General features: G+C 65.4%; 15 protein-coding genes. 4 read left to right on the top strand and 11 right to left on the bottom strand.

Annotated features, from left to right (window positions below; genetic code table 11):
• The first annotated feature begins 39 nt into the window (after positions 1-39).
• Entirely contained in the window at positions 40-237 is a 198-nt protein-coding gene (locus tag BMX67_RS14885; RefSeq protein WP_090736698.1) for a hypothetical protein, read from the top strand.
• Here the strand turns inward: BMX67_RS14885 and BMX67_RS14880 are convergent.
• The 9 genes from BMX67_RS14880 to BMX67_RS14840 form a co-directional block, all read right to left on the bottom strand.
• Positions 228-458, bottom strand: a complete 231-nt coding sequence (locus BMX67_RS14880) for a hypothetical protein (RefSeq protein ID WP_090736697.1) — start codon at positions 456-458, stop codon at positions 228-230. The two genes, BMX67_RS14885 and BMX67_RS14880, sit on opposite strands and share 10 nt — an antisense overlap.
• 124 nt (positions 459-582) lie before the next feature.
• Entirely contained in the window at positions 583-1,848 is a 1,266-nt protein-coding gene (gene otnK, locus BMX67_RS14875) for a 3-oxo-tetronate kinase (protein ID WP_090736695.1), read from the bottom strand.
• A 28-nt stretch (positions 1,849-1,876) separates the two neighbouring features.
• Positions 1,877-2,995: an isocitrate/isopropylmalate dehydrogenase family protein gene (locus tag BMX67_RS14870; RefSeq protein WP_090736694.1), complete on the bottom strand. Its 1,119-nt coding sequence runs from the start codon at positions 2,993-2,995 to the stop codon at positions 1,877-1,879.
• A gap of 16 nt (positions 2,996-3,011) precedes the next feature.
• On the bottom strand, positions 3,012-3,656 hold the full coding sequence (gene otnC / locus BMX67_RS14865; RefSeq protein ID WP_090736692.1) for a 3-oxo-tetronate 4-phosphate decarboxylase: 645 nt from the start codon (positions 3,654-3,656) through the stop codon (positions 3,012-3,014).
• Complete coding sequence (locus BMX67_RS14860) at positions 3,653-4,450, bottom strand: N-acyl homoserine lactonase family protein (RefSeq protein ID WP_090736691.1); 798 nt, start codon at positions 4,448-4,450, stop codon at positions 3,653-3,655. The genes otnC and BMX67_RS14860 overlap by 4 nt, the downstream gene beginning before the upstream one ends.
• Entirely contained in the window at positions 4,450-4,737 is a 288-nt protein-coding gene (locus BMX67_RS14855) for a putative quinol monooxygenase (protein WP_090736689.1), read from the bottom strand. Before BMX67_RS14855 ends, BMX67_RS14860 begins: the two co-directional genes overlap by 1 nt.
• Position 4,738: 1 nt before the next feature.
• The gene (locus tag BMX67_RS14850; protein WP_090736688.1) at positions 4,739-6,250 is read right to left on the bottom strand and encodes a tripartite tricarboxylate transporter permease; all 1,512 of its coding nucleotides are present in this window, start codon (positions 6,248-6,250) and stop codon (positions 4,739-4,741) included.
• Positions 6,250-6,993, bottom strand: a complete 744-nt coding sequence (locus BMX67_RS14845; RefSeq protein WP_090736686.1) for a tripartite tricarboxylate transporter TctB family protein — start codon at positions 6,991-6,993, stop codon at positions 6,250-6,252. Before BMX67_RS14845 ends, BMX67_RS14850 begins: the two co-directional genes overlap by 1 nt.
• Before the next feature lie 64 nt (positions 6,994-7,057).
• The gene (locus tag BMX67_RS14840) at positions 7,058-8,056 is read right to left on the bottom strand and encodes a Bug family tripartite tricarboxylate transporter substrate binding protein (RefSeq protein ID WP_090736685.1); all 999 of its coding nucleotides are present in this window, start codon (positions 8,054-8,056) and stop codon (positions 7,058-7,060) included.
• Positions 8,057-8,172: 116 nt separating this feature from the next.
• Here BMX67_RS14840 and BMX67_RS14835 point away from each other — a divergent pair, with 116 nt between their 5' ends.
• The 3 genes from BMX67_RS14835 to BMX67_RS14825 are packed head-to-tail and all read left to right on the top strand — an operon-like array spanning position 8,173 to position 10,817.
• Positions 8,173-9,198 carry a Gfo/Idh/MocA family protein gene (locus tag BMX67_RS14835; RefSeq protein WP_090736683.1) on the top strand — a complete coding sequence of 342 codons (1,026 nt, stop codon included), beginning with the start codon at positions 8,173-8,175 and terminating at the stop codon, positions 9,196-9,198.
• A gap of 4 nt (positions 9,199-9,202) precedes the next feature.
• A complete protein-coding gene (locus BMX67_RS14830; protein WP_090736682.1) occupies positions 9,203-9,877 on the top strand; it encodes a GntR family transcriptional regulator in 675 nt (224 codons plus the stop codon).
• Positions 9,878-9,887: 10 nt separating this feature from the next.
• Complete coding sequence (locus BMX67_RS14825) at positions 9,888-10,817, top strand: aldo/keto reductase (RefSeq protein ID WP_090736680.1); 930 nt, start codon at positions 9,888-9,890, stop codon at positions 10,815-10,817.
• A gap of 15 nt (positions 10,818-10,832) precedes the next feature.
• On the opposite strand, the gene BMX67_RS14820 is transcribed toward BMX67_RS14825, so the two are convergent.
• Together BMX67_RS14820 and BMX67_RS14815 are read right to left on the bottom strand one after the other, a co-directional pair.
• Positions 10,833-12,179 (bottom strand): Na+/H+ antiporter family protein, encoded by a 1,347-nt coding sequence (locus BMX67_RS14820; RefSeq protein ID WP_090736679.1) that lies wholly within the window; start codon positions 12,177-12,179, stop codon positions 10,833-10,835.
• A gap of 297 nt (positions 12,180-12,476) precedes the next feature.
• Entirely contained in the window at positions 12,477-13,256 is a 780-nt protein-coding gene (locus tag BMX67_RS14815) for an IS110 family RNA-guided transposase (RefSeq protein ID WP_217645870.1), read from the bottom strand.
• Positions 13,257-13,572: the final 316 nt, after the last annotated feature.

Genomic DNA, 13,572 nt, shown 5'->3' with positions numbered 1-13,572 from the left:
GCGGGTACCTTCATCTTAAGGTTGTTGAAGGTAATTCCAATGAGCATTTCATCGAATAACGCCCCTTTTCGGATCTACGTCACCGCCGAAGACTGCAAACTGATCGAAGCGGCGCTGGCAGCATATTCGCATAACGCCGCCTATCGCGATCTTCAGGAACGACTGGATCAGCAGCGCCCCGTCGCGACCATCGCTCAACCCAAGCCTCTTCGCCAGCGCGCAGACGCTTATAGTTGAGTGCTGCCCTTGGGCAGTACCGGCCGGCCCATCTTTCCGGTTGATGACCAGTTCCGGCGCCGCGCCACCTGTATCGAAGGATAGGCGACGCAGCTGCCACCCCCTTCGTTCAGAAAGCCAAGGGCACCATCGGCGGTCCCGTCAGTGCCGATGACCGACTGCACCAGATCAGCCAGATCCCCGGTCTGATAGCTGTCGTCTTGTGCCCAGGCCTCAGTCATCCACAAGAATTCATTGGCCAGATAGCTGCGGCGGCCGCGGGACCGGCCTGGCGTTGTAGCGCACATCCACCGATCGGCAGGGTTCACCGCGATACGGCAGGCTCAAGTTCAGTGTCGCCTTCCACTACCTGCCTTGCGAAAAGGCGCGGCTGAAGAAATCGTCCTGACCGAAATTTCCTGACTTCAATGCAAGTGCAAGCCTGTCGCGATCAAATGTTTCGGTCCAAGGGACGCCGGGGGCGATTTCGGGACCGATACGCAGCGCCTTTATCCCCAGCGCCGAGACGACCGCGCCCGAGGTTTCGCCGCCCGCGACGACAAACCGCCGGAACCCCTGCCTGCGCAATGCCACGGCCAGATCGCCCAAGGTTCTTTCGACCATCTCGCCAGCGGCGGCCTTGCCATGGCGGCGCTGGGTCTGGCGCACCTCTTTGGGGTCGGCGGACCCATGGATCAGAACCGGAAGATGCGCGGGTTGCGCCGTTACCCAGTCGCGGGTTTCCGCGACCACATCATGGCCCGCGGCGATGCGATCCACATCAAGCTTGCGGATAGGCCAGATCTGGGCGGCAAAGGCGATCTGGCGCCGTGTCGCCTCGGAACAGCTGCCGGCCAGCACGACGGCGCGGCCGGTCGCCTGTGTGGCGACTGGCGGCTGCGCCGGACCCAGCAGGCCCGCCTTGCGGAAATTGTCGGGCAGGCCCATCGCGATGCCCGACCCGCCCGTAATCAACCGATGATCCGCAATGGCCGCGCCAAGCGCGCGCAGGTCGTCGTCGGAAATCGCATCTGCGACACCGAACCCCACACCCGCGGCGCGCAACGCCTCGATCCGTTGCGCGATGCCCTCGGCACCCGCGCGGACGACCTCATGCGGGATCAAGCCGACCTTGGCGTGCGACTGGGCCTGCATCAGGCGCGGCAGGCTGGCATCGCGCATCGGTGTCAAAGGATGGTCCTTCATCGGACTGTCGGACAACAATTGCTGACCGACGAACAGATGCCCCTGATAGATCGTGCGCCCGTTGGCCGGAAAGGCCGGGCAGATCAGCGCGAAATCACTGTCGATCCGCGCCCGCAGCGCATCCGCGACGGGACCGATATTGCCCTTGGACGTCGAATCGAAGGTCGAGCAATATTTGAACAGGATCTGCCGTGCCCCGCGCTCCTGCAACCATTCCAGTGCCGAAAGCGATTGCGACACCGCCTGCGCGACCGGGGCGGTGCGCGATTTCAGGGCGATCACCACGGCATCGGCCTGACCGATCCGGGTCTGCGCGTCGGGCACACCAATGACCTGAGCCACACGCATCCCGTTCTGAACCAGCGTATTCGCCAGATCGGTCGCGCCGGTGAAGTCATCGGCAATCGCCCCCAGAAGCACCGCCATCAGCTGTCCTTTCCCGAATGCCGCCGGATCATTGCGTATCCTGCGCGGCTGTCACCGGCATCGCCGCCAGCACGGCCTGTGTCACCGCCCAGGTGCCCATGTCGCCGCCAAATTCCATCGGGCGCAGCCGATTGGCGGCAAAACCCGCCTCGACCGCATCCTCGATCGCAAGCGCGGCGCGGGCATAGGTGGCGGTGCCGGTCTTTTCGGCCAGATAATCCAGCATCAGCGCCGCACTGAGGATCGCCGCCAGCGGGTTCGCCTTGTCCTGCCCCATGATGTCGGGGGCGCTGCCATGGGCGGGCTGGAACAGGCCGGTCGTGTCGCCGATCTCGGCGCAGGCGGCCATGCCCATGCCGCCGACCAGCCCGCCCGCGAGGTCCGAAAGGATATCGCCGAACATGTTCTCCATCACCAGGATGTCGAATTCCCACGGTCTGCGCACCAGATCCAGCGCCTGCGCATCGACATAATTATAGCCGATCTGCGTCTGGGGATGATCCGCCGCCACCTCGTCAAAGATCTTGCGAAAGAACGCCATCGAGGTGAACACATTGGCCTTGTCCACACAGGTCAGCCGCGCCCGCTTGCCCCGCTGGCGCCGTTTTTCGGCCAGCCGAAAGGCGAAACGATGCAGCTTCTCGGTCGTGGCCCGCGTGATCCGCAGGGTTTCGCGCACCTCGTCATCACCGATGACCTGCGCACGCCCATGCGCGGCGGCGGAATAGAACAGGCCCTCGGTGCTTTCGCGCAGGATGATCAGGTCCAGCCCCGCGGCACGGGGATCGGCCAGACGCTGCGGCGCGTTGGGATAGGCGCGCACGGGCCTGATCCCTGCATAAAGCCCGTATCGGTCGCGCAGGCGCAGATGCGGCGAGATTTCGGTCCCGTCGGCATGGCGGATGGCGGGCAGGCCGATCGCGCCCAGAAAGATCGCATCCGCGCGCCCGGCACGTTCCTCGCCGCCCGGTTCGATATCCTGTCCGGTGCGTTCGAAATATCCGGCACCGGCCTGGATTTCATCCAGTTCCAGCGCGGGCGCACCGACGTGACGACAGGCGGTCCGGGCCGCTTCCATCGCAGCCTCGGCCACGTCGATGCCGATCCCGTCGCCCTTGATCAGCGCAATGCGTGCAGCAGAAGTCATCCGCGCGTCCTTTTCCTTACCACTCGATGTCGAATTTCCTGACCAGGGCGTCGATCTGCGCCGTCGTCAGCCCGATTGCCCCTGCCCCGCGTGTCAGCAGTGTCAGCCGGGCGGTTTCTTCCAGCTCTTCGATGGCAAAGCTGGCCGCCCACAGATCCTTGCCCGCAACGACAGGGCCGTGATTGGCCAGAACCACCGCGGACCGTCGCCCCGCCAGCCCCCGTACCGCATCGCCCATCGCCGGATCCCCCGGCAGAAAGAAGGGCAGCCGCTGCACCTTGCCCAGCCGCATCACCGCATAGGGGGTCAGGCTGGGCAGCATGTTGTCGTCGTCGGTATCGGGCAGCATGGACAGCGCGACCGAATGCGTCGAATGCAGATGCACCACGGCCCCGGTTGCCGCGCGGGTGTCATAGAAGGCGCTGTGCAGCGGAATTTCCTTGGTCGGCGGGTCGCCCGACAGATGCCGCATCCCGGCATCCAGATGGCTGATCCGCGCCGGGTCCAGAAACCCCATCGAGCTGCCGGTGGGCGTCATCAGCACCGTGCCATCCGACAGCCGCGCCGAAATGTTCCCCGAGGCCCCGCAGGTCAGCCCACGGTCGAACATGGATTTCGCGATGCGACAGATATCCTCGCGCAGTCTGGCCTGTTCGCTCATCCCGGCACCTTGCGGATCGGGCCGGTGTCCAGCCGGGTAATGTGATCGGCGACACCGGTCTGAAAACACTGGCGCACCAGCGGGTCGTGACCCGGAATGATCAGCTCGGGTCGGTCGGCCAGATGCAGCAGGCGGTCGAAGCCGTCCAGCATGTCCTGAAGATCGACGACGATGGGAAAGGGTTTCCGCGCAAGGACGTTTTCATAGTAATGCGCGGCGTCCGAGGCCAGGACCATCCATCCCGCGCCGGTCAGCACCCGCACCGCCTGAAGGCCCCGGCTGTGACCGCCGATGCGGTGCAGGCTGACGCCCGGCGCCAGTTCCGCGTCGCCCTCGTGAAAGACCACCTGCCCGGAATAGAGCCTGCGCACGGCCTCGCAGACATGGCCGGCGGTGAAGGGCGCGCGCATGTGGTCGTGGCACATGCAGGGCCCGGTCGCGAAGGCCATTTCCGCCGCCTGCATGTGCAGGGTCGCATTCGGGAACAGGTGCAGCCCGCCCGCGTGATCGTAATGAAGATGCGTGACGACGACATCGCGCACAGCCTCGGGGATGATCCCCAGGGGCGCAAGCGCGGTGCGCGGGTCCATGCGAATCGGGCGACCACGGGCGGCGGCCTCGGCATCGTCATAGCCGGTATCGACCAGGATCACCCGATCGCCCTGCCGCAGCACCCAGATGAAATAATCCATCGCATGGGGCGCATCGTGGTTGTCGTCAAAGACGAAGCTGTCGCGCCGGGTCCGCGCGTTGCGGTCGGCATATTTGACGGCGTGAACCTCCCACGGCTGCATCAGCGGACCTCGGCCCAGCAGCGGACGGCCTTGTCCGCGATCATGTCCGCGACCTGCGCATCGAAGCTGCGGAAGTGATCCGATTGCAGATGCGCGTCGAAGGCCGCCCGGTCGTCATAGATCTCGTACAGGAACAGCTGATCCGGCAGGTCCGGATCGGTGCAGACGTCGAATTGGCGGCAGCCCGGCTCGTCCGCCAGCGAGGTTTCGGCATTCGCCAGCATCAGCGGCAGGAAATCCTGCATCCGGTCCGGCGCGATGGTGAAGGTGACGGTCACGGCATACATGTCACGCGATCCTTTGACGCATGCGCCCGAAGGCGCGTTTCACGGGTGGCAGTTGACTGGCGATCAGCGCGACATTCAGCGCCAGAAGGATCGCCGCACCGGGGCGCGAGGCAAAGACCGACAGATCCCCGTCCGACAGCAGAAGCGAGCGGCGGAACATCTCGTCGAACATGCCGCCCAGGATGACCCCGATGACCAGCGGCGCGATGGGAAAGGCCAGCATGTTCATGAAATAGGCGACGACCCCGACGCCCAGCATCAGGTACAGGTCGTTGATCCCGCCGCCCACGCTGAACGACCCGATGGTGGTCAGGATCAGCACGACCGGCAGGAACACCGTCTGCGGGATGCGCAGGATGCGGATGAAGACCCGCGCCGTGAACAGCCCCATCAGGAACATCGTGAAGGACGCAAGCACCAGAATCGCGACCACGCGCAGGATGATCGAGGGGTCCAGCGTGGGACCGGGAATGACGTTGTTGATCATGAACGCGCCCATCAGCGCGGCGGCGGGCGGCGATCCGGGGATGCCCAGCACCAGAAGCGGGATCAGCGCGCCGCCGATGCAGGCATTGTTCGCGGTCTCCGAGGACAGCAGCCCCTCGACCGAGCCCTTGCCGAACTTCTCTCCCTCCTTGGAAACGGTCTTGCCGACGCCATAGCTGACCCAGCCGGCCACATCCTCGCCCACGCCGGGCAGCGCACCGACGCCGGTGCCGATGACCCCCGACCGCGTGATCGTCGGCAGGTAACGGCGGATGGCGGCAAAGCTGGGCAGGATACGGTCGTTCAGCTGCGTCAGCGTGCCCGCCTGCGTCCGCCGCATTCCGGCGATGATCTGCGGGATGGCAAAGGCCCCCATCAGCACCGGAACCACCTGGAACCCCGACAGCATGTAGGACCAGCCGAAGGTGAAGCGCGGCTCGGACAGCAGGGGGTCCATGCCGACCATCGCCATGGCCAGCCCAATCAGCCCCGCGATCCAGCCCTTGACGACCAGATCCTCGCTCATCAGGGCGCCGGACAGAAGGATGCCGAACAGGGCCAGCAGGGCCTTTTCGGGGCTGGCGATGTTCTTCGATATCAGCAGCAGCGCCCAGACGAAGATCAGCAGCGCGAAGGTCCCGATCAGCGTGCCGATGAAGCTGGCGGTGGTGGTCAGGCCCAAGGCCTCGCCGCCGCGACCCGATTTCGCCAGCGGGTGCCCGTCCAGCGCGGTCGCGGCGCTGGCCGCCGTGCCCGGAATGTTCAGTAGGATCGAGGGGTAGGACCCGCCATAGATCGCCCCGACATAGGCCCCCAGAAGCGCGATCAGCGAATAATCCAGCGGGATCTTGTTGCCGAAGAACCCGGTCAGGATGGTCACGGCCAGCGTCGCGGTCAGTCCCGGCAATGCGCCGAAGGCGATGCCCAGGAACACCGATCCCAGCAGATAGACATAGGTCAGCGGGTCCGCGACCAGCGCCCCGAAGGCATGGCCGAAACCTGCCAGTTGCGAAAGGACGAACTCCATCAATCCCTCCACAGCGGGCGCAGCGTGACGTAGAAATGGTACTCGATCTGCTTGAAGATCAGCCCGCCGCGATTGGGCACGTTCTGCCGGAAGGTGAAAGCCATCGCGCAGATCAGCACCAGCGGCGCAGCGATGGCGATCAGTGGCGTGATGCGGGCCACGCGTTCGCCGCGCGCCACGATCAGCATCCAGGCGACCAGCCCCGCCCAGATCGCCAGCGCGATCCAGTCGTCACCATGCGCGTTCCATTCGGCCTGCGGGAAATGCAGCAGCAGCGCCGCCAGGCCCGCAACGACGACCGCCGCCGTCGCCAGCAGCATCCGCCCCCGGTCGCCCGTGTGATAGCCGAAGATCAGCGCGGTGATCAGCAACCCGGATGAGATGACGAAATCGACGCGCGGGACCAGCGCGACGACATAGAAGACGAAAATCGCCATCAGCGTGGCAAAGCGCATCGCCTCGGGGCCGTTCCAGCCCAGTCCCGCCGCGTCCAGCGCGCGGGCGGCGCCCCCTTCGCGGATGCTGCGCACCAGCAGGGATACCGACAGCAGCAGCATCGCGCAGAAGATGCCAAGCGGCACGATGGCGGCGGAATTGAACCACTCGACGCCCTTCACGCCGCCCTGCGTGCCGCCGCTCAGCGGAATGTCCAGCGTGCGCCAGATGAAGAACAGCGACAGCAGGATCAGGGCGATGGACGCCCAGAAATCCCGTGCCCGCATGATCAGCCTTTCTTCGTCCATGATAATCGGCGCCCTCCCTTCGGCGCGGCGGGGGCGCGGACGCCCCCGGCATGACGTTGCGGGATCAGGGCTTCTCGATGCCCAGTGTCGCCGGATCGACCGTCGCCACGCCCAGTTCCTGCAGCGTATAGGCGAAGTTGCTTTCCAGGTTCGCGAACAGGGCCTGCGCCTCGGGGCCGGACTGGCCGCCGATGTCGTAATGGTTCGTCGCCGCCCATTCGGCCACGGCATCGCCCGCCATCGCGGCATCGAAGGCTTCGGTCAGGGTCGCCTTGACCTCGTCCGGGGCCGAGGCATGCACCGCAAAGCCGATCGCCTGTTTCAGCGGCAGATAGGCATCCAGCCCGTCATACAGATCGAAGGCCGAGGGCACCGTCATGCCCGCGATCTCGGCGCTTTCGGGGGTCAGCATGGCAAGGGGCTTCAGCTCGCCCCCCTCGATCAGCGCCGCCTGTTCCGCCAGCGAGGTGACGACCAGCGCGACCTCGCCCGCCATCGCGGCCTCTTGCCCGGCGGCCGATCCCTGATAGGGCACGAACTTGAATTCCGCGCCCGCGCCCTTCTCGATCGCCAGCAGGTTAAGGTGATGGATCGACCCCGCCCCCGACGCCGCCGCCGGGATGCTGCCCGGATCGTCCTTCGCGGCCTGTACCAGATCCTGCAGACTGCCATAAGGGCTGTCCGCGGGGACCGAGATCAGGTCCGGCGATCCGCCGACGACGAAGGGATACCAGAAGTCGAACTTCTTGTCCCAACCGCCCTGAACCGCCGCCGTGACATTCGATTCCGAAATCCCGGCCAGCGTATAGCCGTCATCGGGCTGGTTCATCACATAGACCATGCCGTTCGATCCGGCGACGCCGCCCGTCTGGTTGATCACGTTGATCGAGACGGGCAGATGCGCCTCCATCTCGGCCATGATCATGCGATTGATCGAATCCGTGCCCCCTCCGGCACCCCAGACGACCGCATTCGTGATATCGCGATAGGGATATTCCTGCGCCATGACGGATGAACCCGCCCCCGCGACAAGGACCGCGGCCCCCGCAAGCAAGATCTTCATCAACCCCTCCTCCCAGCAGTTGTGTATCGTGTTGCATTTGATTGCGTATACGTTAATCTATGCATTGTCAACGCCGATGCGCGACGGGTATTGGTGCAAGGATTGCGGAGGATCGGATGACACAGGGCAAGACATTGCGCGTGGCCTGCATCGGGGCGGGCTATTTCAGCCAGTTCCACTATGACAGCTGGGCGCGGATGGATCGCGTCGAACCCGTCGGGGCCTGCGACACCGATCTTGCCAGGGCGCAGGCGACCGGGCTTGCGGCCTTTGACGACCTGTCCGCGATGCTGAAGGCCACCGCGCCCGATCTTCTGGACATCATCTTGCCGCCCGCCGCCCATGCGCAGGCGATCCGCACCGCGCTGGCCGCAGGCATCCGCGCGATCATCTGCCAGAAGCCCTTCTGCACCGACCTGGCCCAGGCCGAAGCCGTCCTGGCCGAGGCCGAGCGCGTGGGCGCGACCATCGTTATCCACGAAAATTTCCGCTTTCAGCCCTGGTATCGCTGTATTCGCGCGGCACTGGACCGGGGCGATATCGGGCAGGTCCTGCAACTGACCTTCCGGCTGCGTCCCGGCGACGGTCAGGGGCCGCGTGCCTATCTGGACCGCCAGCCCTATTTCCAGCAGATGCCGCGCTTCCTGATCCGCGAGACCGGCGTGCACTGGATCGACACGTTCCGCTTTCTGCTGGGGCCGCCGCTGTCGGTCTATGCCGATCTGCGGCGCATCAACCCGGTGATCGCGGGCGAGGATGCGGGCCATGTCATCTTCGAACACCCGGACGGGGTGCGCGCGCTTCTGGATGGGAACCGCTGCCTCGACCATGCCGCCGACAACCACCGCCGCACCATGGGCGAGGCGCTGGTCGAGGGAACGGCAGGCACGATCACGCTGACCGGCGACGGTGCCGTCGCGCTGCGCCGCTTCGGTGAACGCGCGACCACGGTGCTGCTGCCGCCCGACACCCATCAGGGTTTTGGCGGCGATTGCGTCCACCATCTGCAATCGCATGTCGTCGCGGGGTTGCTGGACGGTGCGCCGCTGGAAAACCTTGCGCGGGATTATCTGCAGGTGATGCGGATCGAGGCCGCGACATACCGATCCGCCGAAACCGGCAGCAGGCAGGCATTGGGGTGATGTGATGGGACAGGAAGACAAGGCGATCTCGAACACCGACCGCGCCATCGCGGAACTGCGGCGGCTGGTCTTTTCGGGCGAGCTGGCTGCGGGGTCGGATCATCTGGAAAGCGAGTTGGCCGAGCGGCTGGGCATGTCCCGCACCCCGGTCCGAGAGGCCGCGCGGACGCTGGAAAGCCAGGGCCTGCTGGAATTGCGGGCGCGCAAGGGCGTGCGGATCCTGTCCGTGTCGCCCACCGACATGCGCGAGATCTATGACGTGCTGACCGAACTGGAAAGCCTGGCGGCCGAACGCGCGGCCGAACGGTGCCATGATGCCGACCATCTGGCCGCGCTGGCGCAGGCGATCGCCGACATGGACCGCAGCCTCGAGGCACGGGATCTGGAGGCATGGGCGCAGGCCGACGACCGCTTCCACGCCGAACTGGTGCGGCTGGGCGGCAATTCGCGGGTCATCGCGATCGTCGCGATGCTGGGCGATCAGGTGCGCCGGGCGCGGGCCGTCACGCTGTTCATGCGACCGCTGCCGGTGCAGTCGAACCGCGACCATCAGGGCGTCTACGAGGCGATCCTGCGCGGCGACGCGACGGCGGCACGCGATCTGCACCGCGCCCATCGGCAACAGGCGCGGGACATGATCCTGGAGCTGCTGGAACGCCACCGCCTGCGGCAATTGTAAGGGGGCATCCATGCTGACCACCATCGACGGCACGCCGATCTCGCGCTTCTGCTTTGGGGCGATGCAATTCGGCCGCGGGGCCGACCAAGACGCCGCCCGCGCGATGTACGACCGCTGCCGATTCGCGGGGATCAACATCTTCGACACGGCGCATGGCTATAATGACGGTCTGTCCGAGGAATGGCTGGGCCAGATGGTCCGCCCCGAACGCGAGGGCCTGTTCTTCGCGACCAAACTGGCCGCGACGGGCGGATCGGGGCGCGACAACATCCTGAAACAGTTCCGCATCAGCCAGCAACGCCACGGGTTGGACTGTGTCGATCTGCTGTATCTGCACCGCTGGGACCCTGACACCCCGTTGGAGGACAGCTTCGAAACGCTGGCCGAATTGCATGCCGGCGGCAAGATCCGCAATATCGGCCTGTCGAATTTCGCGGCGTGGCAGGTGATGAAGGCCGCCCATGTCGCTGCGGGCTTCGGGCTGCGCATCGCGGCGATCCAGCCGATGTACAGCCTTGTCAAACGGCAGGTCGAGGCCGAGATCCTGCCGATGGCGCGCGATCAGAAGATCGCCGTGCTGCCCTATTCCCCGCTGGGGGGCGGGCTGCTGACCGGGAAATACCGCGATGGCGCGGCAGGCCGCCTGACCCGGGACAAGACCTACGCGGCCCGCTATCGGGCCGCGTGGATGCATGACACCGCCGCCGGGCTGGCCGATCTGGCGGATCAGCTGGACCAATCCCCCGCGACGCTGGCGGTCGCATGGGTGGCGCATCATCCCGACATCACCGCCCCGATCATCAGCGCCCGTTCCGCCGAACAGCTGGAGCCGTCCTTGCGGGCGCTGGATTACCGGTTGCCGGACCAGATCCGTGACAGCATCACCGCGCTGTCACAGCCCCCCGAACCGGCCACCGACCGTTCGGAAGAGGTTACCTGAAGGCTGCGTGCCGGGTCACAGCACCATTGCCGCAATCCAGCCTGCCACCAGCAAGGGCAGGTTGAAATGCAGGAAGGTCGGCACGACCGTATCCCAGATGTGATCGTGCTGGCCATCCGCGTTCAGACCCGCCGTCGGCCCCAATGTCGAATCCGACGCGGGCGATCCGGCATCGCCCAACGCGCCCGCCGTTCCGATCAGCGCGATGGTCGCCATGGGCGAGAAGCCAAAGCTGATGCACAGCGGCACATAAATCAGCGCGATGACCGGCACCGTCGAAAAGGACGACCCGATCCCCATCGTGATCAGCAGTCCCACGGCCAACAGCACGAAGGCCGCCAACCCCTTGCTGTCGCCGATCAGCGCGGCCGAGCTTTCGACCAGCGCGGGCACGGCGCCGGTGGCCTGCATTACCGCCGCAAAGCCCTGCGCGGTGACCATGATGAACCCGATCAGCGCCATCATCCGCAGCCCCAGAACAAAGACGTCATCGACCTCTTTCCACTGAAAGAACCCACCAAGGCTAAGCAACCCGAAACCGACCAGCCCGCCCAGCAGCATCGAGCCGCTGAACAGCTGCACCCCCAGCGCGACCGCGATCGAGGCCAGGCTGAGCCCAAGTTGCAGGCGGGTCATGCCATCCCCGGCGGCGGCGGTCTCGCCCGCGCCTGCGCCGATTTCGGCCAGGGCATAATCGCGCGGCTTGCGGTAGGAAAACACCACCGCGACCAGCAGGCCCAGTATCATTCCCAGCGACGGGATCAGCATCGCCATCGGCACGCTGGAGGCGGTGATCGCAAAGCCCTGCTCGGCCCCGGCAAGGTTGATGTTCTTGGTCAGGATCTTGTCCTGATAGATCGACCCGAAGCCCACCGGCAGCAGCATATAGGCAAAGATCAGCCCGCAGGTCAGCGCACAGGCCGCCGCGCGGCGGTCGATCCGCAGCCGGTTCATGACCGCCAGAAGCGGCGGCACCAGAATGGGGATGAAGGCGATATGCACCGGCACCAGCGTCTCGGCCAGGGTCGCGGTCAGCAGGAAGGCGGCATAGATCACCATTGCCGCATACATCCCGTTGGTCGCGGAACTGCGGGCCCCCACCAGCCCCACGATGCGGTTCGCCAGCAGATGCGTCAGCCCCGACCGCGACAGCGCAACCGCAAAGGCCCCCAGCATCGCATAGGAGAGCGCGATATTCGCACCTTCGCCAAGCCCGGACTCGAACGCGGTGACGATATCCCCGATCGGCATCCCGGCCACCAGCCCGCCGACCAATGTGGCCACGATCAGCGCCACGATCACGGGCACGCGGATCAGGCTTAGCACCATCATCGTGACGACGGCGACTACGACAGCATTCATTTTGCCTCCTTCAAGACCCCCTCTGGCCGGCATGACGGGCCAGGGATGCGGTGGGACACGGGCCCCGGTGACGATGCGTGAAAACGCCCGCCGGTCGATGCGAACCCTGTCCGGGTGTCAGCGCACAGCCGGCATCCGCCCCCCAATGCAGGGGCGATACCGCTGGCGGATGGCCGCTAACACAGCGAGGGGGGCTGCGGAAGGCTTTGATGAAGGGATCGCGGGACAAAGGGGCAGAAGGATCGGGAACGCCCGCGCAGGGGCCTTGCGGGCGTCCCCTGCGCCTAGCAACTGTGTTCAGCTATCGGGCTGGGGTTGCCAGGGGATGCCGGTTTTGAGGATGGCGTTTGCGATTGTAACCAGCCTTCGAGCGATGGCGACGATGACCAGCTTGTGGGGTTTCCCGTGTATTTTGAGGGCCTGTGCGACTGGCTTCAGAACGGGGTTGTGAGAGGCTGCAGCCAGTGCGGCCTGGAACAGGACATGTCTCAATGCGCGCCGTCCTCCGGCGATTGCCCTCTTGCCCCGCATTGCGCCACTGTCGTGCGGGATGGGAGCAAGGCCGGTCATCGCCGCAGCTTCACCGGATGTCATCCGCCCGAGTTCCGGCATTTCCGCGATCAGCATGGCCGCAGAGACGGGGCCAATCCCGGGGATGGACAGCAGAAGCCTTGCCTTTGCCGCCGACGCTGCCTCCTGCTCGATGACGCCTTTGATCCGCTGCTCAAGGTCACCGATCTGAGCGTCCAGCATTGCCATGAGGCTGGCATCCATGCCCTTGAGATCGGCGGGGACTTGTTGCTTTCTGCGCGCCGCGATCTGTGCAGAAAGCCGTTTGCGCATTTCTACCACCTGCGCCCTGCGTGTTGTTAGTGCCCTGAGAACACGCAGGTTCTCTCCCGGCAGTTTCCGCCCGGCTTCAGGCCTGAATGGCATGAACCTCGCGATGAACTCGGCATCGATCCGGTCGGTCTTTGCCCGTGTGCCCCGCGGGAAAGGGCAAAGGCTTTGATCTGTGCCGGTGGTAGTTGCACAGCCTCCACCCCGGCCGCGACAAGCGTGGACCGGAGCACCCATTCCTGACCGACCGTTGCCTTAAATCCGACCCGCACTGGCTGGGACAAATCGTGGAGCTGCGTGAGAAGTTCCGCATGGCCGGCCGCGGTGTTGGGCAGGCGGAGCCGTCGCCCACTCGACGCACAAAAGCCGTCGAGCCAATCGCGGGAAACATCTATGCCGATCACGGCTGCTGCTGGCATCATATCACTCTCTCTTCCTTATGCTTCGCGGTCCCGCAAAACGGGCCGCCGTCGACTGTTCGAGACGGTGAAGAGAGGCGGGATCAGCCTGCTAGCGATCGCGGTCAGGCCACAAGGTGTTCAGCGCTGTATCC

Origin of the sequence: Paracoccus homiensis (assembly GCF_900111675.1) — a bacterium.
In the GTDB taxonomy this organism is placed as follows: domain Bacteria; phylum Pseudomonadota; class Alphaproteobacteria; order Rhodobacterales; family Rhodobacteraceae; genus Paracoccus; species Paracoccus homiensis.
This window is presented reverse-complemented; position numbering and strand designations above follow the sequence as displayed.

Excerpts from the sequence above, each read along its gene's own strand:
- BMX67_RS14830 (WP_090736682.1), top strand. The coding sequence starts at position 9,203 with ATGGGACAGGAAGACAAGGCGATCTCGAACACCGACCGCGCCATCGCG.
- BMX67_RS14870 (WP_090736694.1), bottom strand. The coding sequence starts at position 2,995 with ATGACTTCTGCTGCACGCATTGCGCTGATCAAGGGCGACGGGATCGGC.
- BMX67_RS14835 (WP_090736683.1), top strand. The coding sequence starts at position 8,173 with ATGACACAGGGCAAGACATTGCGCGTGGCCTGCATCGGGGCGGGCTAT.
- BMX67_RS14880 (WP_090736697.1), bottom strand. The coding sequence starts at position 458 with ATGACTGAGGCCTGGGCACAAGACGACAGCTATCAGACCGGGGATCTG.
- otnC (WP_090736692.1), bottom strand. The coding sequence starts at position 3,656 with ATGAGCGAACAGGCCAGACTGCGCGAGGATATCTGTCGCATCGCGAAA.
- BMX67_RS14815 (WP_217645870.1), bottom strand. The coding sequence starts at position 13,256 with ATGGGTGCTCCGGTCCACGCTTGTCGCGGCCGGGGTGGAGGCTGTGCA.
- otnK (WP_090736695.1), bottom strand. The coding sequence starts at position 1,848 with ATGGCGGTGCTTCTGGGGGCGATTGCCGATGACTTCACCGGCGCGACC.
- BMX67_RS14860 (WP_090736691.1), bottom strand. The coding sequence starts at position 4,450 with ATGCAGCCGTGGGAGGTTCACGCCGTCAAATATGCCGACCGCAACGCG.
- BMX67_RS14845 (WP_090736686.1), bottom strand. The coding sequence starts at position 6,993 with ATGGACGAAGAAAGGCTGATCATGCGGGCACGGGATTTCTGGGCGTCC.
- BMX67_RS14850 (WP_090736688.1), bottom strand. The coding sequence starts at position 6,250 with ATGGAGTTCGTCCTTTCGCAACTGGCAGGTTTCGGCCATGCCTTCGGG.
- BMX67_RS14840 (WP_090736685.1), bottom strand. The coding sequence starts at position 8,056 with ATGAAGATCTTGCTTGCGGGGGCCGCGGTCCTTGTCGCGGGGGCGGGT.
- BMX67_RS14820 (WP_090736679.1), bottom strand. The coding sequence starts at position 12,179 with ATGAATGCTGTCGTAGTCGCCGTCGTCACGATGATGGTGCTAAGCCTG.
- BMX67_RS14825 (WP_090736680.1), top strand. The coding sequence starts at position 9,888 with ATGCTGACCACCATCGACGGCACGCCGATCTCGCGCTTCTGCTTTGGG.
- BMX67_RS14855 (WP_090736689.1), bottom strand. The coding sequence starts at position 4,737 with ATGTATGCCGTGACCGTCACCTTCACCATCGCGCCGGACCGGATGCAG.
- BMX67_RS14885 (WP_090736698.1), top strand. The coding sequence starts at position 40 with ATGAGCATTTCATCGAATAACGCCCCTTTTCGGATCTACGTCACCGCC.